Below are 23280 nucleotides of genomic sequence, written 5' to 3' on the forward strand. Positions count from 1 at the left end.
CATAAAAGATTTGCTATGACTACAGAAAACAATCTTTCTGAAAACGAAGAAAACAAAAATTCCCAGGAAGTATCTCAGGAAGAAACGTCAGGAAACACCGTACCTCAGAATGAGCACCATGATGACGACACAGAACATCATGAGGAAGAGCATGCTGATGCAGATATAACTCTTTCCGATGCTTTGAAAGAAATGGAAAAGATTATCAATACGGACAATGCCGGAGAAAACTTCAAAAGATTCAACCTGTTAAAAGATAAAGCAAGTCATCACATCCATGATGAAGTGGAAGACAAAAAACATGAATATGTAGAGGCTGGAAATGCACCTGAAAATTTCAGTTATGAGCATCCTTCACAAGCCAGATTCTCTGCTTTGGTTAATATCTTCAGAGAAAAACACGATTCTTACCAGAAATCGCAGGAAGAAGAGCAAAAGAAAAATCTGGACTACCGTCAGAGTATTATTGAAAGACTTAAAAATCTTTATACCAATTCTGAAGCAGGAACCAATCTTTTCAAATCCATCCGTGAGATTAAAGAAGACTGGTCAAAAGCAGGACAGGTTGCCAAATCGGAATTCAAGATCCTTAACAACAACTATTTTCACCATCTGAACCAGTTTTATCAGATGCTGGATCTGAACAAAGAGTTCCTGGAGCAGGAATTCAGCCACAATCTGGAGAAAAGACAGCATATCATTGCACGTGCCAAAGAACTTGAAAATGAACCTGTCATTCAAAAAGCCCTGAACGAGCTTCAATATCTTCATAAATTATGGAAAGAAGAGGCAGAGCCTGTGGCAGAGGAATTCCGTGAAAAAACATGGGAAGAGTTCAAAGAGATCTCTAACAAGATCCATGAAAGAAAATCTGAGCTTTCTGCTGCTATTGAAACAGAACAGAACGCTAATCTGGAAAAGAAAAACCAGATTATTGCAGAGATTAAAAAACTTTCTGAACCATCAGAAACACCTAACCACAACTACTGGCAAAGCTCCATTAAAAGAGTGGAAGATCTTCGTTCTGAATTCTTAAAAACAGGAAGTGTTCCAAGAAAACTGTCCAATCAGAACTGGAATGACTTCAAAACCATATTAAGAGGATTCAACACAACAAAGAACAACTATTATAAGTCTTTGAAAGGATCTCAGCAGGCCAACCTGGAAGAAAAGCTAAAACTGATCCAGACAGCTAAAGACAACATGAACAACGAAGAATGGGATATTGCCGTTCCGTTATTCAAAAAACTTCAGGAAGACTGGAAAAAAGTAGGTCATGTTCCAAAAAGTATGACCAACAAAATCTGGGATGAGTTCCGTGATGCCTGCAACACGTTCTTCAATAATTACAGAGAAAAGAACAACGCTTCCAACGACAACTGGAAAGAAAACTACAAGCACAAAAAAGAACTGCTTGATGAACTGAAAACAGTTTCCAACGAAGATGGCAGCATTGAAAGAATTGAAGCCATTAAAACAGCATGGAACAATATCGGAAAAGTGCCGAGAGATAAAATCGCCATCAACTCTGAATTCAACAAAACGTTGAGAGAGAAGCTGAAACTGAACAAGATCAATGAACTTGAACTGAAAGAAGAAGGCTTAACAGAAACTCAGCTTACCGACAAGGCAAGAAAAATGAAGAGCCAGATCTCCGACCTTGAAGCCGAAATTGTGAAACTGGAAAACAATTTAGCATTCTTCAACAAACCGTCCAGAGAGAATCCTCTCCTAAGAGACACTTACAATACGATTGACGAGAAAAAGGCCCATCTGGAAACATTAAAACAGAACCTTCACAACATCATCGCTGGAGAGTAACACATTAAAAAACATAAACAGGCGGAGCAAAGAAATTTGTCTTCGCTTTTTTCTTTTTTCACTATGAACAACGACGAATTCTATATTAAAAGATGTATTGAACTGGCTCATAAAGCCTTGGGCAGCACCTACCCTAATCCTCTTGTTGGCAGTGTGATTGTTCACAACGGAAAAATCATCGGAGAAGGGTATCACCACAAAGCAGGAGAAAACCATGCCGAGATCAATGCCATCAATTCCGTTAAAGATAAAAACCTTATTCCTGAATCTACTATCTATGTATCGCTGGAACCGTGTGCCCACTATGGAAAAACACCACCGTGCGCCCTTAAAATTAAAGAACTCGGCTTCAAAAAAGTAGTAATCGGTGCCATGGATTCCCATGATAAAGTAAACGGAAAAGGGAAAAAGATCATTCAGGATGCCGGTATCGAAGCTGTTTCAGGAGTTCTGGAAAAAGAATGTATTCAGTTAAATAAAAGATTCTTCACCTACCACGAAAAGCAGAGACCCTACATTATTTTAAAATGGGCACAGTCCGGAGACGGGTTCCTGGATAAAGATTTTAAACCTACAGCCGTTTCCAATACACTGGCCAGCCAGTTTGTTCATCAGTTAAGAGCCGATGAACATGCTATCTTAGTCGGGACACAAACTGCTTTAACAGACGATCCAGGCCTTACGGTAAGACACGTTGAAGGAATAAATCCGGTGAGAATTCTGATTGATTTCGATCTGAAAGTTCCCCGGGATTTCAAGATTTACAATGATGAAGCCCCAACTCTTGTTTTTAACACTGAAAAAGAAGGAACAGAGGGCAACATCCGGTTCATCAGAATTGGGAAAGGCAATTTTCAGTCTGATCTGATGGCTGCATTATACAAAGAACAGATCCAGTCTGTTATTATTGAAGGAGGAAGATTTACGCTGCAACAATTTATTGATGCCGGAATCTGGGATGAAACAATCATTATTAAAAATGAAAACCTGAAACTAGAAAGCGGAACCAAAGCACCGGATTTTAATCATATTCCCGAAAAAACCGAGAATTTCAGAGATAACACCATTTCATTTTACACAAACAAAAACAACATTGTTTAGATATTTCATAACTAATTGAATTATTTTACCTATATTTAATATTAATTAAAACGGAATCTGAAAAGTTTCAGAGTAGGAAAAACCAAATACAACATCATGAAAAATCTGAAAAAAATTTCGAGAAGTAACCTGAGATCCATTACAGGCGGAGTTTTTGTAACCTGTACTTTACCTAACGGACAGCCTACAAAATGCAGAGACCACTGCCCTACAGATTTCTGCGGACCAACCAGCTATCTATGCTACACCCCTATGGATCTGTGTGATTAGAAAAAAAAACAACCATTAAAACCCATAACAATCATGAAAAATCTAAGGAAACTATCAAAAGGAGAACTAAAAACAATTCAGGGAGGTATACAATCCTGCGAACCATGGATGACGGTATGTCCCTGCAGACCGGGATTTCACAGATGTGAGCCCAAGGGAGCTTGCATTCCTGCAACAACAATGTGTTAACAATAATAATATAAGAGCGGCAACGCTCTTTTTTTTGTAGCATATTAGCTGTAAATTTGCATTTCAAAAGCTACTCTGAAGCATGTTCGAATACAAAACGATACAAAACCCCATTGAAAATACTTTATTAAAAGAAAAAGGAAGCAAGTTCATCGGATTTGCCTACCCTGTCAACAATGAAGAAGAATTAAAAAGTGCTTTGGAAAAACTCAGAACAGAACATCCCAAAGCAACGCACCATTGTTACGCTTTCAGAATGGGGCTTCAGGGCGAGAATTACCGCGCTAATGACGATGGTGAACCTTCAGGAAGTGCAGGACTCCCGATTTACAATCAATTGCTGGCCCATGAAATCACCAATACCCTGGTAGTCGTTATCCGGTATTACGGCGGAACAAAACTCGGTGTTTCAGGATTGGTAAAAGCCTATAAAGAATCAGCGAAAATCACCCTTGAAGAAGCCAATATCATCACCAAAGAACTGGAAACCGAAATTGAAATTCAGTTTAACTTTAACCAGCAGAATACCATCTTTACCCTACTCTCAAAATTTGATGCTAAAGTGTTGAATTTCGATGCCAATGAAAACTGTATTCTCACCGCTTCTTTAAAACTGGCTCAAAAAGAAAGCATCTCAGATAAATTATCCGAGATGCAGTATGTTTCATTTGAATTTAAAGATTAATCCCTCCGGCTTCCAAGAAGCATAGATCCCCAGTATAACAACTGAGCCAATGATCCAAGAGCAGCTACCAGATATGTTCTTGCAGCCCATTTAAGGCTGTCCTGAACTCCCACAAACTCTTCCTGGGTTACAGTTCCCGTATCTTTAAGCCACTTCATCGCTCTGTTGCTCGCATCATATTCTACAGGAAGTGTTACAAAAGCAAAAAGAGTGGTTACGGCAAACATCGCTACCCCAATGGCTAAAACCGTGGTATTCCCATTCGGATTTTCAATTGATCTGGTTGCCGCCATCACTGCGATCCCTGCAATAAGCACAAACTGCATCAGATTAGAACTGATACTTACAATAGGAACCAGTTTAGAGCGGAGATTCAACATAGAATATCCTACTGCATGTTGTACAGCGTGACCACATTCATGAGCCGCCACTGCCGCTGCCGCAGCATTTCTCTGCATATATACCCCCTCAGAAAGGTTGACTGTTTTATCTCCCGGATTATAATGATCCGTAAGCTGGCCCGGAACAGAGATCACCTGTACATCATTGATCCCGTTATCTCTAAGCATTTTCTCTGCCACTTCTTTTCCCGAAAGGCCGTTTCTAAGATGCACATTGGAGTAGTATTCAAATTTCGATTTCAATCTGGATGAAACCCACCAGCTCACCAGCATTGAAATACCGATAATGATATAATAACCCGTCATTTTATATAGATTTTGTGTTTAAAATTTAACCATATTGATGTAAAAACTGTGCCAAAGTATTACATTTTATTATTTATATTTGCCCTTTAATTACCCTACAAAACTATGTCTGAAGTTTCGATTATTGAAGTAAAATCTAATGACCAGCTCAAGCAGTTCGTAAGATTTCCGATGGATCTGTACAAAAACAACCCTTACTATGTTCCCTCTTTTGTTAATGAGGAATATAAAATCTGGGATGCCAAAGAAAATCCGGCACTGCAATATTCAAAATCAAAACAGTATCTGGCATTAAAAAACAATAAGGTAGTCGGAAGAATTGCCGTCATCATCAACCAGAAAGAGGCACAGGAGCTAGGGATCAGTAAAGTACGTTTCGGGTGGATTGATTTCATTGATGACAGAGAAGTTTCCAAGGCTTTGATTCAAAAGGCTATAGATTACGCCAAAGAAAATAACATTAACAAGATTGAAGGACCTATGGGTTTTACCAATCTCGATAAGGCAGGAATGCTGACAATGGGATTTGATAAACTCGCAACGATGATCGGAATATACAATCACGAATATTACCCGAAACACCTTGAAGATCTGGGATTGACTAAAGAAAAGGAATGGGTGGAATATGAAATGAACTTCCCCAAAACCCTGCCTGAAAAAGTAGAGAAATTCAGTGGACTGATTGCCCAGAAATACAAACTTAAAGTCCTTAATTTCAAGTCGAAACAGGAAATACTTCCTTTTGTTGAACCCATGTTCAAACTTCTTGATGAGACCTACAAGCACCTTTCAACCTATACCCCTATTTCGGAAGAACAGATACAGACCTATAAAGAAAAATATTTCCCTTTTATAGACAAAAACTACGTCATTTGTGTAGTGGATGAAAACAATGAACTTGTTTCATTCGCGATTACCATGCCTTCTTATTCCAAAGCACTTCAGAAAGCAAAAGGAAAGTTGCTTCCGTTCGGATGGTGGCATCTTCTGCAGGCAGGAAAGAAAAACGACCGTGCTAATTTTTATTTGATTGGTATCCATCCGGATTACCAGAGACGTGGAGTAACAGCCATCATATTCAAAGAAATTTTCGTGCGCTTTACCAGTATGGGAATTGCCTTTGCTGAGACCAACCCTGAACTGGAAGAAAACAAAAGTGTTCAGCTCCTTTGGCAGGACTACAATCCCGTTAACCATAAAAGAAGAAGAACTTATTCAAAGAATATTAGCAATGAGTAATCAGTTATGAGTAATAACTCAACTATTTCTGTTAGCTATTAAAATCTTACCTTTACCCAATGAAACCACAGTTAATTATTTTTGCCGTTCTGATTGCAGCCTTTCTTATTTACAACTTCTTTTTTCAGTTGGAAGACGACAGAACCAATACTATAGTTAACATAATGTTTGCCAGTATTCTTTTCGGATATATCTCGTTCATGGCCTACGCTCTCCTCAAAAAAATGAAGAAATAAATCTTATTTTTATTGATTCTAAATTATCACTTTTCCCTATTTTAAACCGACTTTTAAGCTGATAAATTTCATGCTTTCTTGTTTATTCGCTAAATTTGCAAATTGAGATAATAATGCAAAAATGAATTTACCTGAAAGTTATATTCCAATCCTGATTCAAGCGGGTGTTGCTATAGGATTTGTAGCCGTTTCTTTGCTTGGAGCACATTTTCTGGGACCAAAGCAGAAAAAAGGAAATTCTGTAAAAAACCAAAGTTGGGAATGTGGAGTTCCTGTGGAAGGAAACGCAAGAACACCGTTTTCCATTAAGTACTTCCTGACTGCGGTATTGTTCGTACTATTCGATATTGAAATCGTATTTTTTTACCCATATGCGGTTAATTTCAGAGAATTTGGATTAGAAGGATTCCTGGCCGTACTTACCTTCGTAGCAATTTTCTTCATGGCATTTTTCTATGTCTGGAAGCGTGGCGCATTGGATTGGGATAAATAAAAAAAAATTATGAATTATAAATTTTGAGTTTTGGATTATTGACTCCCAGAAGTTTAATCTAAAATCTATAATTCAAAATCTAAAATTAAAAGAAATGTCAGATAAAAAACCAGTAATAAGAACAGATGCACCTGCTCCGGAAGGATTTGAAGGAGAAGGGTTTTTCGCAACGAAACTGAGCAGTGTAATCGGGATGGCAAGAAAGTTTTCTCTTTGGCCGTTACCTTTTGCAACCTCTTGTTGTGGTATCGAGTTTATGGCTACCCTGAACCCAACATATGATGCTTCAAGATTTGGTATGGAAAGAAACTCTTTCTCACCAAGACAGGCAGACATGCTGATGGTTTGTGGAACTATATCGAAAAAATTAGGACCTGTCCTAAAAGAAGTTTACACTCAGATGGCAGAGCCGAAATGGGTGGTAGCAGTTGGAGCCTGTGCTTCCAGCGGCGGTATTTTTGACAGTTACTCTGTACTTCAGGGAATCGATAAGATTATTCCGGTAGACGTATATGTTCCGGGGTGTCCTCCAAGACCGGAGCAGATCATTGAAGGGGTAATGCAGGTACAGGCTCTTGCTGAAAGCGAAAGCATCAGAAGAAGAGATATGCCAGAATATCAGAAATTATTGGATTCTTACAACATAAGCAACTAAACGGAAATGACAAACGAATTTGTATTAGAAGCAATCACTAGAGAATTTCCGGAGTCTGTAATTTCAAGTTCAGAACCTTATGAAATGTTGACGATTGAAGTAAAGAAAGAAGACATCAAAAAAATCGTTCATTACCTGAGAGATTCATCATTAGAAATAAAATTCCTTACCGATATCTGTGGAATCCACTATCCTGAATTTCCTGAAAAAGAGATTGGCGTGGTGTATCATCTTCAGAATATGATGACCAATTTCAGGCTTCGTCTGAAAATTTTCATGTCAAGAGAAAATATTGAAGTAGATTCATTGGTAGAGCTGTATGCCGGAGCCAATTGGATGGAAAGAGAAACTTACGATTTCTACGGAATTAAATTTAAAGGACATCCTGACCTGAGACCAATCCTGAATATGGAAGATCTAGGATACCATCCGATGCTGAAGGAATACCGCCTTGAAGACGGAACCAGAACGGATAAGAATGACAGTATGTTCGGAAGATAAAAATAATGCAATAAGCAGTAAGCAATAAGCGGTAAGCTTAAAGCCTAAAGCCTATAGCCTAAAGCATTTAAATTATGAAAGATAACTCATTATCTAATATACTCAACCAGTACGAAAGTAAGGAACAGATTGACGGGCAGCTGTATACCCTCAATTTAGGACCTACCCACCCTGCTACTCACGGGATCTTTCAGAATATCCTTACCATGGATGGTGAAAGAATCCTTCACGCAGAACAAACCGTAGGATACATCCACAGAGCCTTTGAAAAAATTTCCGAAAGAAGAAATTATTCTCAGATCACTACCCTTACTGACCGTATGAATTACTGTTCTGCCCCTATTAACAACTTAGGATGGCATATGACAGTAGAAAAGCTGATCGGTATAAAAGTTCCTAAACGTGTAGACTATATGCGTGTTATTCTGATGGAGCTTGCAAGAATCGGCGACCACCTGATCTGTAACGGGGTAACCGGAATGGATTCAGGAGCCATCACAGGTCTTACCTATATGTTCATCGAAAGAGAGCGTATCTACGATATGTACGAACAGATCTGCGGTGCCAGAATGACCACCAATATGGGAAGAATTGGAGGTTTTGAAAGAGATTTCACCCCGAAATTCCATGAGTTATTACAAGACTTCTTAAAAACCTTCCCGCCAAGATTTAAAGAATTCTGTACTTTATTAGAAAGAAACAGAATTTTTATGGACAGAACGATTGGTGCCGGAGCGATCTCTGCAGAAAGAGCATTAAGCTACGGATTCACAGGTCCTAACCTACGTGCAGCAGGTGTAGACTACGATGTAAGAGTTGCACAGCCTTATTCTTCCTACGAAGATTTCGACTTCATTATTCCTGTAGGAACTTCAGGAGATACTTACGACCGTTTCATGGTTCGTCAGCAGGAAATCTGGGAATCCCTTAAAATTATCAAACAAGCATACGAAAACCTTCCGGAAGGTCCGTTCCACGCAGACGTTCCGGACTTCTATCTTCCTGAAAAGGCAGATGTATATCAGAAAATGGAAGCACTGATCTACCACTTCAAAATTGTCATGGGAGAAACAGATGTACCAAAAGGAGAAGTTTACCATGCTGTAGAAGGTGGAAACGGAGAGTTAGGTTTCTATTTAGTGAGTGACGGAGGAAGAAGCCCTTACCGACTTCACTTCAGAAGACCTTGTTTTATCTACTATCAGGCATATCCTGAAATGATTACTGGCTCTGTAATTTCAGATGCCATTGTAACGATGTGTAGTATGAATATTATTGCGGGAGAATTAGACGCATAAAAAATAAGATGTCAGATATCTGATTTTCAGATGCTAGACACTTAGCTTTACATATAAATTTAAAATCTGATGTCTGAAATCTGACATCTGAAATCTTAGATAAAAAATGAGCGAAACAATAGCTTTTAAACCGGAAAGTTTAGCACAGGTACACAAAATTATCGCAAGATATCCTGAAGGAAGACAAAAATCTGCTCTTCTTCCTGTTCTGCATTTAGCACAGAAAGAATTCGGAGGATGGCTGGACGTTCCTGTAATGGATTATGTTGCCGGATTACTAAGTATCAAGCCGATTGAAGTATATGAAGTGGCTACTTTCTATACGATGTTCAACATGAAACCGGTAGGAAAATATGTATTGGAAGTATGCCGTACAGGACCTTGCATGGTATGTGGAAGCGAAAAAATTCTGGACCATATCAGAACCAAACTGAACATCAAAGACGGTGAAACTACTGAAGACGGGATGTTCACCCTGAAACCGGCAGAATGTCTTGGAGCATGCGGATATGCACCAATGCTGCAGCTTGGAAAATTCTTTCATGAAAATTTAACGATAGAAAAAGTAGACGAAATCCTTGATCTTTGCAGACAGGGACAGATTGCTTTAGACTAATAGAAATTTTAAATTCTAATTTTTAGATTTTAAATTATTCACTTAACGTTTAATAATAATTAATGCAAGAAGCCAAAAGCCAATTGCAATAAGCAAATAACAATGAGTAAAAAACTTTTACTTAAAGACGCACATATAGAAGGCATCCGCTACTTTGAAACTTACCGTAAGCAGGGAGGGTACACAGCAGCTGAAAAGGCCTTGAAAATGACTCCTGATGAAATTCTTGAAGAAGTAAAAACTTCAGGATTGAGAGGACGTGGTGGAGCCGGGTTCCCAACAGGAATGAAATGGAGCTTTCTGGCAAAACCAGAAGGCGTTCCAAGACACCTTGTGGTGAACGCAGATGAATCTGAGCCCGGAACATTCAAGGACAGATATTTGATGGAATTCCTTCCTCACCTTTTGATTGAAGGAATGCTTATTTCATCTTACTGTTTAGGCTCAAACGTTTCTTATATCTACATCCGTGGGGAATATTCATGGATTCCTGATATTTTAGAAGAAGCGATTGAAGAAGCCAAAGCAGCAGGATTCTTAGGTAAAAATATTTTAGGAACAGGATTCGATCTTGAAATCTACGTTCAGAGAGGAGGAGGAGCTTACATCTGTGGTGAAGAAACCGCATTGCTTGAATCCCTTGAAGGAAAAAGAGGAAATCCAAGACTGAAACCTCCTTTCCCGGCTGTAAAGGGACTTTGGGAAAGACCAACGGTAGTAAATAACGTAGAATCTATTGCGGCTATCGTTCCTATTATTGATATTACAGGTGCTGAATACGCTAAAATCGGGGTAGGAAGATCTACAGGGACAAAATTAATTTCTGCCTGTGGAAACATTAACAAACCGGGAGTGTATGAAATTGATATGACGATCACGGTAGAAGAATTCATTTACTCTGATGAATACTGTGGCGGAATTAAAGACGGGAAAAGATTAAAAGCCTGTATTCCTGGAGGAAGTTCCGTTCCGATTGTTCCGGCTAACTTATTACTGAGAACGGTAAACGGAGAACCAAGATACATGAACTACGAGTCATTGGCAGACGGTGGTTTCGCTACCGGAACCATGATGGGTTCAGGAGGTTTTATTGTTTTAGATGAAGACCAGTGTGTGGTAGAACATACCATGACGTTAGCGAGATTTTATCATCACGAAAGCTGTGGACAATGTACACCTTGCCGTGAAGGAACAGGATGGATGCACAAAATTCTGAAGAAGATAGAAAAAGGAGAAGGAAAAATGGAAGACATCGACCTTCTTTGGGATATCCAGAGAAAAATTGAAGGAAATACGATATGTCCGTTAGGTGATGCAGCAGCATGGCCGGTTGCAGCGGCGATTCGTCACTTCAGAGATGAATTTGAATGGCATGTGAAAAACCCTGAATTGGCTCAGACACAAAACTATGGATTGGCAAATTATGCAGATCCTATTCCGGCTGTTGAAAAAAATGCGTAGCTAAAAAAATGAAGAAGTTATTAGTTGTCGGCTTAATGATGTCAGGTTTTGCTTTTGGGCAAATAAAAAAAGATACATTAGACAAAGAATATAAATTGGAGGTAACTCCATATAAAGCTGAAAAGAAAGAAAAGCCTCTACCATTGAGCAAAAAAGGTCAGGTTTTCGTTTTCTACGGTTGGAACAGAGGAGCTTTCAGTAATTCTGATATCCATTTTTCAGGAAACGGTTATGATTTTCAGCTGAATAATGTGCAGGCAAGGGATAAACCTACCAAGTTCGGAATCGTTTATATTGATCCAAGCTGGTTTACTGTAACCCAGTATAATTTCAGACTCGGATATTTTATAAAAGATGATCTGGCTCTTGTTTTAGGAATAGACCACATGAAATATGTAATGAAACAGAACCAGACGGTTGATTTTTCAGGAACTATTTCAGATCCCAAATATGCAGGAATGGTACAGAACGGACAAGTGGACTTATCAGACTCTCAGTTTCTTACCTTTGAACATACAGATGGACTTAATTATGAGAATTTAGGTTTAGAAAAATATAAAAACCTTATTCATAAGAAAAATATAGATCTGGTATGGTCTTACGGAGCCGGGCTCGGAGTGATGTTCCCGAAAAGTAATATAAAGCTTTTTGGAAATGAAAGAAGTGACCGTTTTCACGTTGCAGGTATGGGAGCCGATTTAAGATCCAGTCTTAACCTGGTTTTCTGGAAAAACTGGATGATCAGAGCAGAAGCCAAAGCAGGATATATTAATATGTGGGATATTAAAACTACATTAAATAATAAACCTGATAAAGCAAGACAGGACTTTGTTTTCGGACAGGTTCTTGCAGGAGTAGGATATACATTTAACACGAAGAAGTATAATTAAAATAGAGCTTAACGCCCTAAAAGCATAAGCGAAAAGCATAGAATATGAGCGAAGAGGTTAAAAAATTCAAAATAACGATAGACGGACAGACCACCGAAGTACTGCCTGGAACTTCTATTCTGGAAGCTGCAAGACAAATCGGCGGAAAATCTGTACCTCCTGCAATGTGCTACTACAGCAAATTGGAAACCAGTGGAGGAAGATGCAGAACCTGCCTTGTGGAAGTTTCTAAAGGATCTGAAGCAGATCCGCGCCCAATGCCTAAATTGGTTGCCAGCTGCAGAACCAATGTAATGGACGGAATGGAAGTGAAAAACCTTACCTCCGAAAAGGCTCAGGAAGGAAGAAAAGCAGTAACCGAATTCCTATTGGTAAACCACCCGCTGGACTGCCCTATCTGCGACCAGGCCGGAGAATGTCACCTTCAGGATTTAGGATATGAGCATGGTGTAGAGAACACAAGAACCGAGTTCGAAAGAAACACCTACGAAGCTGACGACCTTGGTCCGAACATCAAATTGAATATGAACCGCTGCATTCTTTGTGCAAGATGCGTTCTTACCGCTAATCAGCTTACCGATTCAAGAGAACACGGAATTCTTTTCAGAGGAGATCACGCTGAAATTTCAACCTATTTAAATAAAGCTTTGGATAATGACTTCATCGGAAACGTTATCGACGTGTGCCCGGTTGGAGCGTTAACAGACAGAACAGCCCGTTTTGCCAGCAGAGTATGGTTTACAAAACCAATGAATGCTTCATGTAAATGTGATAAGTGCTCAGGAAAAGCTGTAGTTTGGATGAAAGGTGACGAAATCGTTAGAGTAACAGCCAGAAAAGACCAGTGGGGTGAAGTTGAAGAATTCATCTGCGATACCTGTCGTTTCGAAAGAAAAGCTTTATCAGATTGGAACATTGAGGGGCCAAGACATATCGACAGACATTCTGTTATTTCATTGAACCACTATGAAAAGCCTAAAGATGAGCTGAGAGTTCTGGATAACCCAATGGCGAAAGAAATCAGCGAAAAAGACGAAAATTTATAAAAATTATAAATTTTAAATTATAAATGAATTCATTAATCTATAATTTAAAATCTAAAATCTAAAATTCAGAATGGATTTACTAACATTTAAACTTATACTTGTACTAGCGCTTTTCCTGCTATCGTTGACGATTGCAGCCTACTCTACCTGGGCGGAAAGAAAAGTGGCCTCTATTATGCAGGATAGAATTGGTCCTAACAGAGCAGGACCTTTCGGATTGCTGCAGCCTCTTGCTGACGGTGGAAAATTCTTCTTTAAAGAAGACTTTACGCCTGCCAATGCTGAAAAATTTCTTTTCGTATTGGGACCAGCTTTAGTAATGTTTATTTCATTAATCACTGGGGCGGTTATTCCTTGGGGTAAAAGTTTAAATATTGCAGGTACTTCTTTTGATCTTCAGGTTGCGAATATTGACGTGGGAGTTCTTTTCATTATCGGAATGGCTTCTATCGGGGTATACGGAATTATGATCGGAGGTTGGGCTTCGAACAACAAATACTCACTACTGGGTGCTATCCGTGCTTCTTCACAGATGATTTCTTATGAATTGGCGATGGGATTAGCCCTTCTTTCTATCATTATGATGACAGGAAGTTTAGATTTAAAAGAAATTACAGAAAGCCAGACTGGTGGAAAATTATGGGGAATTATTCCCTGGGGTTCCGGAATGAACTGGAATATTTTCTATCAGCCTATTGCCTTCCTTGTTTTCTTTGTAGCTGCTTTGGCAGAAACCAACAGACACCCTTTCGATTTACCTGAATGTGAATCTGAATTGGTAACAGGATACTCTACGGAATACTCTTCCATGAAGCTGGGACTTTATATGTTCGGTGAATACGTGAACATGTTTATTTCCAATGCATTCATGGTTGTTCTTTTCTTCGGAGGTTACAACTACCCTGGAATTGAATGGGTAACTCAGAACTGGGGAGAAAACGCTGCAGGAATCTTAAGTATTGTTGCTTTCTTAACGAAAACAGTAATCGGAATCCTGATCTTCATGTGGATCAGATGGACGCTTCCTAGATTCAGATATGACCAGTTAATGCACTTAGGATGGAAAACTCTTATTCCTATGGCATTAGTGAACCTATTAGTTACAGGTGCTGTAATTTTAGCGTTCCAGTAAATTTGAGATTTGATGTTTGAAATTTGAGATTCAGCGAAATGACTTTAAATTAGTAATTTTAAGAGTAATAATTTCAAATATCAAATATGGCAACGATAAATAATTTTGAAGATTTGGAAATATGGCAGCAGTCAAGAAGTCTTTGCCAATTGATTCAGAAAGAATGTTTGTTGAATCCAAAATTTCTAAACCATGATAAAAACCAGATTGACAGATCATCTGCATCAATTATGGATAATATAGCCGAAGGGTTTGAAAGAGAAGGTAATAAAGAATTGATAAACTTTCTTACCATGTCTAAAGGTTCTGCAGGAGAAGTTCGTTCTCAATTGATCAGAGCTTTTGACCGAAATTATTTAGATGAAGAAGTTTTTAATTTTTTAAAAAGCCAAACAATATCTTTGTCTAAAAAACTGTCAGGATTTATCAGTTATCTGAAAATGACAGAACACAACGGAAATAAATTTAAAAGAAATAATAATTAATAATTAAGGGTTTGAGAGATAAAATTTTCAATACATTTCAAATCTCAAACTTCAAATTTCAAATTATATAATGAAATTAACTAACAGATCAAAAGTTGTTTCCAATAAAGAAATGACCCTTGCTGAAAAAATCTACCTTCCTGCGATCTTTACAGGAATGGGGATTACATTTAAGCATGCTGTAAGAACCGTGATAAAAGGTGCTCCCGCAGTATATTCGTATCCGGAAGTAAAGAAACCGAGAGCTTCCATCTGGAGAGGCCAGCACGTTCTGAAAAGAGACGAGGAAGGCAGAGAAAGATGTACAGCCTGTGGACTTTGTGCCGTAGCCTGTCCTGCAGAAGCCATTACCATGACTGCTGCAGAAAGAACAAAAGAAGAAAAAGGTCTTTACAGAGAAGAGAAATATGCTTCAGTATATGAAATCAATATGCTGAGATGTATCTTCTGCGGTATGTGTGAAGAAGCTTGTCCGAAATCTGCCATCTATCTTACCGACAGATTGGTGGATGTGGAAACCAACAGAGGTTCTTTCATTTACGGAAAAGATAAATTAGTTGAAAAAATAAATGAAAGGATTGACATCACGACCAGACAATCCGAGAAACAAAAAAATGCGGTAAAATAATGGATCAGTTTTTATTTTTCTTGGTGGCGTTTTTAGCAGTGGCAAGTGCGGTGTATTTCGTGTTTGCAAGAAATCCTCTCTATGCTATTCTATCATTAATTGTTACGATGTTTTCCATTGCGGGAATGTACATTCTTCTTAATGCACAGTTCCTGGCAATCATTCAGATTATAGTATACGCCGGTGCCATCATGGTATTATTCCTTTATATCCTGATGATGCTTAACCTTAATAAGCAAGACGAAAGTAAGAAGAACAATACTTTAAAATTTGTTGGAGTTTTTACGGCAGGTCTTCTGTTAATTGGAGTTTTAGGTGTATTCAGAGGAGTAAGCGACAACCACATTGTACTGGAAAATGTAGATAAAGGGGTTGGTCTTACGAAAAATCTGGGCAGACTTTTGTTTAATGAATATGTTTTACCGTTTGAACTTGCTTCTATCCTGATTTTGGCAGGTATTGTAGGTGCGGTATTAATCGGTAAAAAAGATTTATAAAATTATGGGAGAAGTAAATACATTTATACAAAGCATCCCTCTGAATTATTTCATCATTCTTTGTTCAGTATTATTCTGTCTGGGAGTGCTTGGAGTACTTTTGAGAAAAAATGCTATTGTTATTTTGGGCTGTGTAGAGCTTATGCTGAATTCTGTAAACCTTTTATTGGCTGCTTTTTCAGCGTATAAAGGAAACGGAGACGGACAGCTTTTAGTTTTCTTCATTATGGTAGTGGCTGCTGCAGAAGTTGCGGTAGGTCTTGCAATTATTGCTATGCTGTATAGAAATACCCGTTCTGTAGATGTAAGTATATTTAATAAATTAAGAGGATAAGGAATGGAAAATTTAGTGTATGCAATAGTACTTTTACCACTTTTAGGGTTTCTTATTAACGGTTTATTCGGGAAAAATCTTCCGAAAATAGTGGTGGGTTCTTTGGCAACAGCCATGGTTTTCGGATCATTCTGTATTGCTGTAAGTCTTTTCATGAATTTCAATTCTGAAAGCCAGCCGGTAATCGTAAGAGCTTTTGAATGGTTCAGAGTAAACGGGGTTCAGATTAATTTCGGATTCCAGATCGATCAGCTTTCTTTAATGATGGTCATGATCATTACAGGTATCGGTTCCCTGATCCACTTATACTCTATCGGATATATGAGCCACGATAAAGGATTCTATAAGTTCTTTACTTATCTGAATCTTTTCATTTTCTCTATGTTACTTTTGGTAATGGGAAGCAACTACCTTATTCTTTTCATTGGATGGGAAGGTGTAGGTCTTTGTTCTTATCTACTGATCGGATTCTGGTATACCAACGAGGAATACGGTAAAGCGGCAAGAAAAGCTTTCATCATGAACAGAATTGGTGACCTTGCGTTACTGATCGGTATCTTTATGATTGCTTCTCAGACGAATGCTGTAGATTATCTTACGGTAGCTCAGAATTCTTCAAAATTTGAATTGGACGGAACAGTAATTATCTTTATTACAGCGAGTTTATTCATCGGTGCAACCGGTAAATCGGCTCAGGTTCCTTTATATACATGGTTACCGGACGCGATGGCCGGACCAACTCCTGTATCTGCATTAATCCACGCGGCAACGATGGTTACGGCAGGTATCTATTTAGTAGTGAGATCTAACTTCTTATTTACGTTAGCCCCTACAGTACAGGGAGGAATTTTATTCATCGGATTTTTAACGGCTGCTTTGGCTGGTTTCTATGCCCTTCGTCAGAACGACATCAAAAAAGTATTGGCCTACTCTACCGTTTCACAGCTTGGATTTATGTTCATTGCTTTAGGTCTTGGAGCTTATACCACAGCGATGTTCCACGTAATGACGCACGCGTTCTTTAAGGCTTTATTGTTCTTAGGAGCAGGTTCTGTGATCCACGCGATGAGCAACGAACAGGATATGCGTTTCATGGGAGGTCTAAAAAAATACATTCCTCTTACCCACGCTACTTTCCTTATCGGAACATTAGCCATTTCAGGTTTCCCTTTATTATCAGGGATGATCTCCAAAGACGAAATTTTAGTCGCTGCTTTCGCTAAAAACCCGATGTACTGGGTAATCTTATTTGTTTTAGCAGCTATGACAGCAACGTATATGTTCAGACTGTACTATCTGACTTTCCACGGAGAATTCAGAGGTACTGAAGAGCAAAAACACCACTTACATGAAAGCCCGTCTAATATGACATTACCATTGATCGTATTGGCTATCCTTTCTGTACTTGGAGGTTTCATTAACCTTCCACACTTCATCGGTCACGGACATTATGCCAAGCTGATGGAATGGCTTAAACCGGTTCTTACCGAGCAAAGCTACAAGCAGATGGAAGCTACTCTTTCCGGAGTACCTTTCAATACTGAAATGATCTTATTAGCAGCAACAGTACTAATGTTCTTCTCTGTATGGTTTATCGTAAGAAACACCTACGTGAAAAAGAAAAAAATGGCTCTTGCAGAAGAAAGCTATACCGGATGGGAAAAGCTTTCTGCTAAAAAACTATATGTAGACGAACTTTACAATGCATTGATTGTAAAAACTGTTGAAGGATTAGGACGCGGAGGAAAGATGTTTGATAAAGGGATCTTAGACCGTTTTGTAGACTTCGTAGGCGAAGGCGCTGAAGACAGCGGAAAAGCAATGAAGCGCATCCAGAACGGAAATGTAGAGACTTATATCCTTATCATGTCTTTAGCTGTGGGAATTATACTGATTGTTAACTTTATATTACAATAATGTCTGGTTTATTATTAACATTATTACTATTACCTCTTGTAGGTTCGGGATTAGTTTTTGCCTGGAAGAATAATTCCAGCAAATATTTGGCGCTGGGAATTGCATTGATCCAGATGCTTGTAACATTCTACATTATTTCGGATTTCGATTTTAATCCAACCGTAGACAGTGTATTGCAGCATGAAATCAATTACCCGTGGTCTCAATTCATAAAAAGCACTCTGCATTTCGGAATTGACGGAATGAGCATGCTGCTTTTATTATTGACGAACATTTTAGCGCCAATCATTATTTTATCATCTTTCAATGAAAATGTAAACTACAGAAATACATTCTACGGTCTGATTCTGTTAATGCAGTTTGGTCTTGTAGGAGTGTTCACTTCTTTAGACGGACTATTGTTCTACATTTTCTGGGAGGTAACCTTAATTCCGATCTGGTTCATTGCCGGACTTTGGGGTCAGGAAAATAAAAGATTTGAATTCACTACGAAATTCTTCGTTTATACATTCGTTGGTTCATTATTCATGCTGGCAGGATTGATCTATGTGTACAACCACTCTGCATCATTCGAACTTACAGACCTGTATAATGCTCAGCTTAACGAAACACAGCAGACGGTGGTATTCTGGTTCATTTTCTTTGCCTTCGCAGTGAAATTACCGGTATTCCCTTTCCATACCTGGCAGCCTGATACCTATACCTACTCTCCTACTCAGGGATCGATGTTGTTATCAGGGATCATGCTTAAGATGGCGGTGTACGGGGTAATGCGTTATTTACTTCCAATCACTCCACTTCCAATTGCAGGAATCTCAGGACAGATTGTAATCATCCTTGCTATTGTGGGAATTGTTCACGGTGCACTTATCGCGATCATCCAGACCGATATGAAGAGAATTATTGCTTATTCTTCTTTCTCTCACGTTGGATTAATGGTAGCGGGAATCTTCGCTTCAGCAGTGATTACTCTAAGAGGAACATTCAATATTGAAGGTGCTGAAGGTGCTTTGGTTCAAACTTTTGCTCACGGTATCAACGTAGTAGGATTGTTTTACTGTTGTGATATTTTATATAAGAGATTTAAGTCAAGAGATATCAGACAAATGGGAGGCTTAGCAAAAGTAGCTCCAAAATTTGCCGTGTTATTCCTGATCATTATCCTGGGATCAATGGGAGTTCCGTTGACCAATGGATTCATCGGAGAATTTATCCTGTTAAAAGCAGTATATGATTTCAACGGATTGGCGGCAGTGATTGCAGGTCTTACGATAATTCTTTGTGCGGTATACCTGTTGAGATTCTACGGAAAAGCAATGTTCGGTGAAGGTGATGAAGCAGTTCTAAGCACAGCAAAAGATCTTTCCGGTGTAGAATTCTCTGTATTGGCAAGTTTAGCGGTTTTCGTGATCCTATTGGGTATTTATCCACAGCCGGTGATCGATATGGTAGGCAGTTCGGTGAAGTTTATCTACACAGCGATGGCTAACTAAAAAAATTAAAAGATTTAAAAATTAAAAAATAAGAGATCAGAGAAGACTAAAGGTAAAAGACAAAGAGATAAGAGACGGAAGGTTCTGAACCGGAAACTCTAAACTTTTAAGCCTTTAAACTTAAATCTCGCCTCTCAAATCTATATTATGAGTGTTTTAATTATTGTTTTCCTAACGGCAGTTGTTGCGTTATTTTCGGGAGTTTTTGAACAGGGAAAATTCGCAAGATACATTGGGATTTTGGGATTGATCATCGCATTGTACGTAAGTTTCATGCCAGAATGTGCTTTCTTCGAAAAGTACAGACATATGTATGAATATACGGCTAATACAGCTTTGTTCACTAAAATATCAATTGTAACCACCTTATTGTTATTCTTTCTCGGAGGTTTTGCATTCAGCAACCACAGAAGCCACCAGTCGGAATTATATGCCCTGATGCTTTTTGCATTAGTTGGAGGAATTGTTCTTTTCGGATACCAGAACTTAGTAACCATGTTCTTAGGTGTTGAAATTCTTTCTATCCCATTATATGTAATGGCCGGAGCCAACAAAACTGATTTAAGATCCAACGAAGCTTCAATTAAGTATTTCTTAATGGGTGCATTCGCAACAGGTTTTTTACTGTTCGGTATTGCATTCATCTACGGAAGTGCCGGAAGTTTTGATTTATATAAGATCCATGAATTCGGATTGGCCAACACTACAAATGTTATGTTCATCCTAGGGGTATTGCTTATCCTTTGTGCACTGGCATTCAAAGTAGCTTTAGCCCCTTTCCATATGTGGAGCCCTGACGTATATGTAGGTGCCCCTTCCCTGATTACAGCCTTTATGGCGAGTGTGGTGAAAATCTCCGGATTCTTTGCTCTGTTCAGATTAATGACGATTGGTTTTGCAGGAGTTACCCAGGACTGGATCAATGTATTGGGGGTATTCTTAATCATCACCTTACTTTTGGCCAACGTTATGGGTCTTGCACAAACGAACGCAAAAAGAATGCTTGCTTACTCTTCTGTTTCCCATGCAGGATATATCGGATTGGTATTCTTCGGTATGACAAGCCTTTCTACTTATAACTTAGCATTTTATTTATTTGCTTATTCACTATCTACAGTAGGAGTTTTCATGTGCCTGATCTGGGTAGAAAAACTGAAAAGAGAAACTTCATTCGGAGCATTCAAGGGTCTTGCTAAAACTGAGCCTTTACTGGCAATAGCAGCAGCAATCTCTATGCTTTCAATGGCCGGAGTTCCTTTAACTGCAGGTTTCATGGGTAAATTTGCTTTATTCTCCCAGGCGATGAATTCAAAGCACGGAGTTTTCTTAGTGTTGGTAGCTGTTTTGGGGTCCGCCCTTTCCATTGCTTACTATTTAAGAATGATCATTGCGATGTTCTTCTTTAAAGAATCAACATTCAAGTCTTCAGAAAAAGTAACAGTTACTTATAATATTGTAGCGGTATTCGTTATTGTATCCATTATCCTCCTGGGAGTTTTCCCGGATCTGTTTGCAAAGCAGTTTGGATTATAAGCGAATATTAAACATATAACACAAAACCTTTCAGGCAACTGAGAGGTTTTTTTGTATCAATTCGTTTTTATCTTGATTCGTTTTTTTAAGTGGAAGATGAAAATTACTATTGCAAATAAATCAAAATAAAGAAAATTTCTTCCCAGATAAATAGATTCAATGTATAAAATTACTCCCTGTTTTCAGGGATAATTGCTTTATTAATAAACCTTTCACATGATTTGGAAGTTTTTTTTATGGAATTTTTTATAAATTACATTCTGATAAATAAATCCCGTTGTCTAGAACTATAACGGTCAACTTATTAATCATTAAAAACACATTATCACATGATCACCTACATGACACTTCCGGGCGATACCTTAGAGAAGATTGCTTCTGATCTGAAAGTAGAGAACCCGAAATATATCAAAGATTTTCATAATACCCATTGTGCATTGTATGATCGGCTTGTAGATCCTGTAAAACTGAAAACCGGTACTCTTCTCCATATTCCCTTTGGTGATGAAATAAAAAAGCTCAATAAAAAGATCAATGAAAACGGTGACAGCCTCTATTATCATCCGCCACACGGGAAAATCCCATTTAAAATTCCTTTGATGGAGGGCAGCTATACAGTCAGACATCAGAAATATCAGGATAATACCCTGTTGTCCAATTATCTGTACCAGACAGAACTGAAGTATCTGAGACATGAAAAAGACCAGCATCTTTTTTCAGTCCAGCAATTTGGTTCCATGAAAGACGGCTACGAATCAGACAGTAAAATTTCCAGCTTAGCCAAAGCCTGTGCAGCAATTATTTTTCCTTTAGAAATCAGAATTAATGAAGCAGGAGAAATTACAGAGGCAGCATTCCATCATCCGGAAACAGTTCTTAAAAACGAGCTCGAGGCCTTAAAAAAATACTTTACTGATGAATGGTCCGCCTCTTATATCAATCAGTTAAAAAAGAAAGCTGAAAGTAAGAAACAAATTTTGACAGGTATCCGAAATACATTGCCCATGCAATTTCTGTTCGGTTCATTTTATAACGTTCAATATGAAAGCTGGACAGATTCCGGTATTTACCATGAGTTTCTTCCATGGCTGACCAATGCTTCCCCAATCCGTTTCGAACTGTATAACCGGATTTTACCCAGAGAACCGGATACAACCGATAATGAAATACTGAAAATCGTTCAGAAAGGAACTTCCTGTGATTACAGAAACCTTGATCAGCTTTATGACAAAAACCATGAATATCAGGAATCATCACCTTTTAATGGATATTCCGTAGCCTGCCACCATGAAGCGGAATATTATATCAATCGGACTGATCTGGAAGTTCAGAAAATCACCGGAAATTTTGAAATCCAGATCGGAAATATAACTGAAAAAGAAGTATTTACACTGGAAAAGCAATTAAAATAATTTACTATCTTTGAAACAACACCAATAAAAACGCAAAATATGTCCGGATCCGCATCACCACATGACGGAAAACATCTCGTCATACAGAAAGGAAAAGCTCAATGTAATCAGGGCGATCAGTTTCCACAATTTAAAGTAACCTCTCACCAGAAACATTATTGGAATAATGAAAAAGGTCAAGCCGATTATCTGGCCGTAACTGAAGATGATCTTCAGTTCAATCCCTCGGGGCCAAGTTTCGGAAGATGCAAACTGAAACCTTCATCTGGAGGGTATCTTCCCTGCGCTTACGCTCCCGCAGGAAAATGGCAGAAAACCTATGAAAAAGTAAAGGTAATGGACAAAAGCTGCGTTACTGAAGTCTCAGAACTTATGTGCTCCACAGGCGGAAAGATCACCATCATGGAACATGGACAAACCGCAGCGATGACTCAGCAGAATGTAAAAAAAGCAGATCCCCAGGAGCAGCATCATATCAATCCCTTCATGAATTTCAAGGAATTCCAGAAGGAAATGCAGGACACTGAACCAGACGCCTACTAATCAAAAACTTTTCGGCCATGTCTAAACAAGGAATTTATAAAATATCGGGAAATACAAAACCAAAAGTAGGAGAACGGGTTACTTATAAAATTGATGAA

26 protein-coding genes are annotated in these 23280 nt (G+C 38.5%); 25 read left to right on the top strand and 1 reads right to left on the bottom strand.

Annotation, left to right across the window (positions count from 1 at the left end; all coding sequences use genetic code 11):
• Positions 1-15 precede the first annotated feature (15 nt).
• From J2Y40_RS19375 to J2Y40_RS19390, 5 genes are all read left to right on the top strand, one after another.
• Positions 16-1821: a DUF349 domain-containing protein gene (locus J2Y40_RS19375; protein ID WP_310000823.1), complete on the top strand. Its 1806-nt coding sequence runs from the start codon at positions 16-18 to the stop codon at positions 1819-1821.
• Between the two features lie 63 nt (positions 1822-1884).
• Positions 1885-2922, top strand: a complete 1038-nt coding sequence (gene ribD, locus J2Y40_RS19380; RefSeq protein WP_153398139.1) for a bifunctional diaminohydroxyphosphoribosylaminopyrimidine deaminase/5-amino-6-(5-phosphoribosylamino)uracil reductase RibD — start codon at positions 1885-1887, stop codon at positions 2920-2922.
• A 96-nt stretch (positions 2923-3018) separates the two neighbouring features.
• Entirely contained in the window at positions 3019-3192 is a 174-nt protein-coding gene (locus J2Y40_RS19385) for a bacteriocin-like protein (RefSeq protein WP_153398137.1), read from the top strand.
• A gap of 33 nt (positions 3193-3225) precedes the next feature.
• Positions 3226-3381, top strand: coding sequence for a bacteriocin-like protein (locus tag J2Y40_RS24020; protein ID WP_409017723.1), 156 nt, complete (start codon positions 3226-3228; stop codon positions 3379-3381).
• A gap of 82 nt (positions 3382-3463) precedes the next feature.
• On the top strand, positions 3464-4066 hold the full coding sequence (locus tag J2Y40_RS19390; RefSeq protein WP_310000826.1) for a YigZ family protein: 603 nt from the start codon (positions 3464-3466) through the stop codon (positions 4064-4066).
• Here the strand turns inward: J2Y40_RS19390 and J2Y40_RS19395 are convergent.
• Complete coding sequence (locus J2Y40_RS19395; protein WP_153398133.1) at positions 4063-4773, bottom strand: zinc metallopeptidase; 711 nt, start codon at positions 4771-4773, stop codon at positions 4063-4065. The genes J2Y40_RS19390 and J2Y40_RS19395 overlap by 4 nt on opposite strands.
• A 105-nt stretch (positions 4774-4878) precedes the next feature.
• On the opposite strand from J2Y40_RS19395, the gene J2Y40_RS19400 reads away from it, so the two are divergent.
• The 20 genes from J2Y40_RS19400 to J2Y40_RS19495 all read left to right on the top strand — a co-directional run bounded on the left by J2Y40_RS19400 (position 4879) and on the right by J2Y40_RS19495 (position 23182).
• Positions 4879-6012 (top strand): GTP cyclohydrolase, encoded by a 1134-nt coding sequence (locus J2Y40_RS19400; RefSeq protein ID WP_153398131.1) that lies wholly within the window; start codon positions 4879-4881, stop codon positions 6010-6012.
• A 59-nt stretch (positions 6013-6071) separates the two neighbouring features.
• Entirely contained in the window at positions 6072-6248 is a 177-nt protein-coding gene (locus J2Y40_RS19405; protein WP_185152008.1) for a hypothetical protein, read from the top strand.
• Positions 6249-6369: 121 nt separating this feature from the next.
• A complete protein-coding gene (locus J2Y40_RS19410) occupies positions 6370-6741 on the top strand; it encodes an NADH-quinone oxidoreductase subunit A (protein ID WP_153398129.1) in 372 nt (123 codons plus the stop codon).
• 94 nt (positions 6742-6835) lie between these two features.
• Entirely contained in the window at positions 6836-7396 is a 561-nt protein-coding gene (locus J2Y40_RS19415; protein WP_153398127.1) for an NADH-quinone oxidoreductase subunit B, read from the top strand.
• A 6-nt stretch (positions 7397-7402) separates the two neighbouring features.
• A complete protein-coding gene (locus tag J2Y40_RS19420; protein ID WP_153398125.1) occupies positions 7403-7897 on the top strand; it encodes an NADH-quinone oxidoreductase subunit C in 495 nt (164 codons plus the stop codon).
• A gap of 74 nt (positions 7898-7971) precedes the next feature.
• The gene (nuoD, locus tag J2Y40_RS19425) at positions 7972-9195 is read left to right on the top strand and encodes an NADH dehydrogenase (quinone) subunit D (protein WP_153398123.1); all 1224 of its coding nucleotides are present in this window, start codon (positions 7972-7974) and stop codon (positions 9193-9195) included.
• A 106-nt stretch (positions 9196-9301) separates the two neighbouring features.
• Positions 9302-9811, top strand: coding sequence for an NAD(P)H-dependent oxidoreductase subunit E (nuoE, locus tag J2Y40_RS19430; protein WP_103247731.1), 510 nt, complete (start codon positions 9302-9304; stop codon positions 9809-9811).
• Positions 9812-9913: 102 nt separating this feature from the next.
• Complete coding sequence (gene nuoF / locus J2Y40_RS19435) at positions 9914-11272, top strand: NADH-quinone oxidoreductase subunit NuoF (protein WP_310000833.1); 1359 nt, start codon at positions 9914-9916, stop codon at positions 11270-11272.
• A gap of 8 nt (positions 11273-11280) precedes the next feature.
• A complete protein-coding gene (locus J2Y40_RS19440) occupies positions 11281-12162 on the top strand; it encodes a hypothetical protein (protein ID WP_153398119.1) in 882 nt (293 codons plus the stop codon).
• Between the two features lie 44 nt (positions 12163-12206).
• Complete coding sequence (locus J2Y40_RS19445; RefSeq protein WP_310000836.1) at positions 12207-13208, top strand: 2Fe-2S iron-sulfur cluster-binding protein; 1002 nt, start codon at positions 12207-12209, stop codon at positions 13206-13208.
• Between the two features lie 70 nt (positions 13209-13278).
• Positions 13279-14340: an NADH-quinone oxidoreductase subunit NuoH gene (nuoH, locus tag J2Y40_RS19450; protein WP_153398115.1), complete on the top strand. Its 1062-nt coding sequence runs from the start codon at positions 13279-13281 to the stop codon at positions 14338-14340.
• 86 nt (positions 14341-14426) lie between these two features.
• Entirely contained in the window at positions 14427-14825 is a 399-nt protein-coding gene (locus J2Y40_RS19455; protein WP_153398113.1) for a four helix bundle protein, read from the top strand.
• 70 nt (positions 14826-14895) lie between these two features.
• Positions 14896-15453: an NADH-quinone oxidoreductase subunit I gene (locus J2Y40_RS19460; RefSeq protein WP_153398111.1), complete on the top strand. Its 558-nt coding sequence runs from the start codon at positions 14896-14898 to the stop codon at positions 15451-15453.
• Positions 15453-15950 carry an NADH-quinone oxidoreductase subunit J gene (locus J2Y40_RS19465; RefSeq protein WP_062702149.1) on the top strand — a complete coding sequence of 166 codons (498 nt, stop codon included), beginning with the start codon at positions 15453-15455 and terminating at the stop codon, positions 15948-15950. The genes J2Y40_RS19460 and J2Y40_RS19465 overlap by 1 nt, the downstream gene beginning before the upstream one ends.
• Before the next feature lie 4 nt (positions 15951-15954).
• Complete coding sequence (nuoK, locus tag J2Y40_RS19470; protein ID WP_062702146.1) at positions 15955-16284, top strand: NADH-quinone oxidoreductase subunit NuoK; 330 nt, start codon at positions 15955-15957, stop codon at positions 16282-16284.
• A 3-nt stretch (positions 16285-16287) separates the two neighbouring features.
• Positions 16288-18201 carry an NADH-quinone oxidoreductase subunit L gene (gene nuoL, locus J2Y40_RS19475; RefSeq protein WP_310000841.1) on the top strand — a complete coding sequence of 638 codons (1914 nt, stop codon included), beginning with the start codon at positions 16288-16290 and terminating at the stop codon, positions 18199-18201.
• Positions 18201-19694: a NuoM family protein gene (locus tag J2Y40_RS19480; protein ID WP_153398106.1), complete on the top strand. Its 1494-nt coding sequence runs from the start codon at positions 18201-18203 to the stop codon at positions 19692-19694. Before nuoL ends, J2Y40_RS19480 begins: the two co-directional genes overlap by 1 nt.
• Before the next feature lie 147 nt (positions 19695-19841).
• Positions 19842-21227, top strand: a complete 1386-nt coding sequence (locus J2Y40_RS19485) for an NADH-quinone oxidoreductase subunit N (protein WP_310000848.1) — start codon at positions 19842-19844, stop codon at positions 21225-21227.
• Positions 21228-21556: 329 nt separating this feature from the next.
• A complete protein-coding gene (locus J2Y40_RS19490; protein WP_310000851.1) occupies positions 21557-22639 on the top strand; it encodes a hypothetical protein in 1083 nt (360 codons plus the stop codon).
• A 39-nt stretch (positions 22640-22678) separates the two neighbouring features.
• The gene (locus J2Y40_RS19495; RefSeq protein WP_153398100.1) at positions 22679-23182 is read left to right on the top strand and encodes a DUF4280 domain-containing protein; all 504 of its coding nucleotides are present in this window, start codon (positions 22679-22681) and stop codon (positions 23180-23182) included.
• The last annotated feature ends 98 nt before the right edge of the window (positions 23183-23280 follow it).

Origin of the sequence: Chryseobacterium sp. 2987 (assembly GCF_031456375.1) — a bacterium.
GTDB lineage: Bacteria > Bacteroidota > Bacteroidia > Flavobacteriales > Weeksellaceae > Chryseobacterium > Chryseobacterium vaccae.

Coding starts and splice junctions, on each gene's coding strand:
- J2Y40_RS19375 (WP_310000823.1), top strand. CDS start 16: ATGACTACAGAAAACAATCTTTCTGAAAACGAAGAAAACAAAAATTCC.
- ribD (WP_153398139.1), top strand. CDS start 1,885: ATGAACAACGACGAATTCTATATTAAAAGATGTATTGAACTGGCTCAT.
- J2Y40_RS19385 (WP_153398137.1), top strand. CDS start 3,019: ATGAAAAATCTGAAAAAAATTTCGAGAAGTAACCTGAGATCCATTACA.
- J2Y40_RS24020 (WP_409017723.1), top strand. CDS start 3,226: ATGAAAAATCTAAGGAAACTATCAAAAGGAGAACTAAAAACAATTCAG.
- J2Y40_RS19390 (WP_310000826.1), top strand. CDS start 3,464: ATGTTCGAATACAAAACGATACAAAACCCCATTGAAAATACTTTATTA.
- J2Y40_RS19395 (WP_153398133.1), bottom strand. CDS start 4,773: ATGACGGGTTATTATATCATTATCGGTATTTCAATGCTGGTGAGCTGG.
- J2Y40_RS19400 (WP_153398131.1), top strand. CDS start 4,879: ATGTCTGAAGTTTCGATTATTGAAGTAAAATCTAATGACCAGCTCAAG.
- J2Y40_RS19405 (WP_185152008.1), top strand. CDS start 6,072: ATGAAACCACAGTTAATTATTTTTGCCGTTCTGATTGCAGCCTTTCTT.
- J2Y40_RS19410 (WP_153398129.1), top strand. CDS start 6,370: ATGAATTTACCTGAAAGTTATATTCCAATCCTGATTCAAGCGGGTGTT.
- J2Y40_RS19415 (WP_153398127.1), top strand. CDS start 6,836: ATGTCAGATAAAAAACCAGTAATAAGAACAGATGCACCTGCTCCGGAA.
- J2Y40_RS19420 (WP_153398125.1), top strand. CDS start 7,403: ATGACAAACGAATTTGTATTAGAAGCAATCACTAGAGAATTTCCGGAG.
- nuoD (WP_153398123.1), top strand. CDS start 7,972: ATGAAAGATAACTCATTATCTAATATACTCAACCAGTACGAAAGTAAG.
- nuoE (WP_103247731.1), top strand. CDS start 9,302: ATGAGCGAAACAATAGCTTTTAAACCGGAAAGTTTAGCACAGGTACAC.
- nuoF (WP_310000833.1), top strand. CDS start 9,914: ATGAGTAAAAAACTTTTACTTAAAGACGCACATATAGAAGGCATCCGC.
- J2Y40_RS19440 (WP_153398119.1), top strand. CDS start 11,281: ATGAAGAAGTTATTAGTTGTCGGCTTAATGATGTCAGGTTTTGCTTTT.
- J2Y40_RS19445 (WP_310000836.1), top strand. CDS start 12,207: ATGAGCGAAGAGGTTAAAAAATTCAAAATAACGATAGACGGACAGACC.
- nuoH (WP_153398115.1), top strand. CDS start 13,279: ATGGATTTACTAACATTTAAACTTATACTTGTACTAGCGCTTTTCCTG.
- J2Y40_RS19455 (WP_153398113.1), top strand. CDS start 14,427: ATGGCAACGATAAATAATTTTGAAGATTTGGAAATATGGCAGCAGTCA.
- J2Y40_RS19460 (WP_153398111.1), top strand. CDS start 14,896: ATGAAATTAACTAACAGATCAAAAGTTGTTTCCAATAAAGAAATGACC.
- J2Y40_RS19465 (WP_062702149.1), top strand. CDS start 15,453: ATGGATCAGTTTTTATTTTTCTTGGTGGCGTTTTTAGCAGTGGCAAGT.
- nuoK (WP_062702146.1), top strand. CDS start 15,955: ATGGGAGAAGTAAATACATTTATACAAAGCATCCCTCTGAATTATTTC.
- nuoL (WP_310000841.1), top strand. CDS start 16,288: ATGGAAAATTTAGTGTATGCAATAGTACTTTTACCACTTTTAGGGTTT.
- J2Y40_RS19480 (WP_153398106.1), top strand. CDS start 18,201: ATGTCTGGTTTATTATTAACATTATTACTATTACCTCTTGTAGGTTCG.
- J2Y40_RS19485 (WP_310000848.1), top strand. CDS start 19,842: ATGAGTGTTTTAATTATTGTTTTCCTAACGGCAGTTGTTGCGTTATTT.
- J2Y40_RS19490 (WP_310000851.1), top strand. CDS start 21,557: ATGATCACCTACATGACACTTCCGGGCGATACCTTAGAGAAGATTGCT.
- J2Y40_RS19495 (WP_153398100.1), top strand. CDS start 22,679: ATGTCCGGATCCGCATCACCACATGACGGAAAACATCTCGTCATACAG.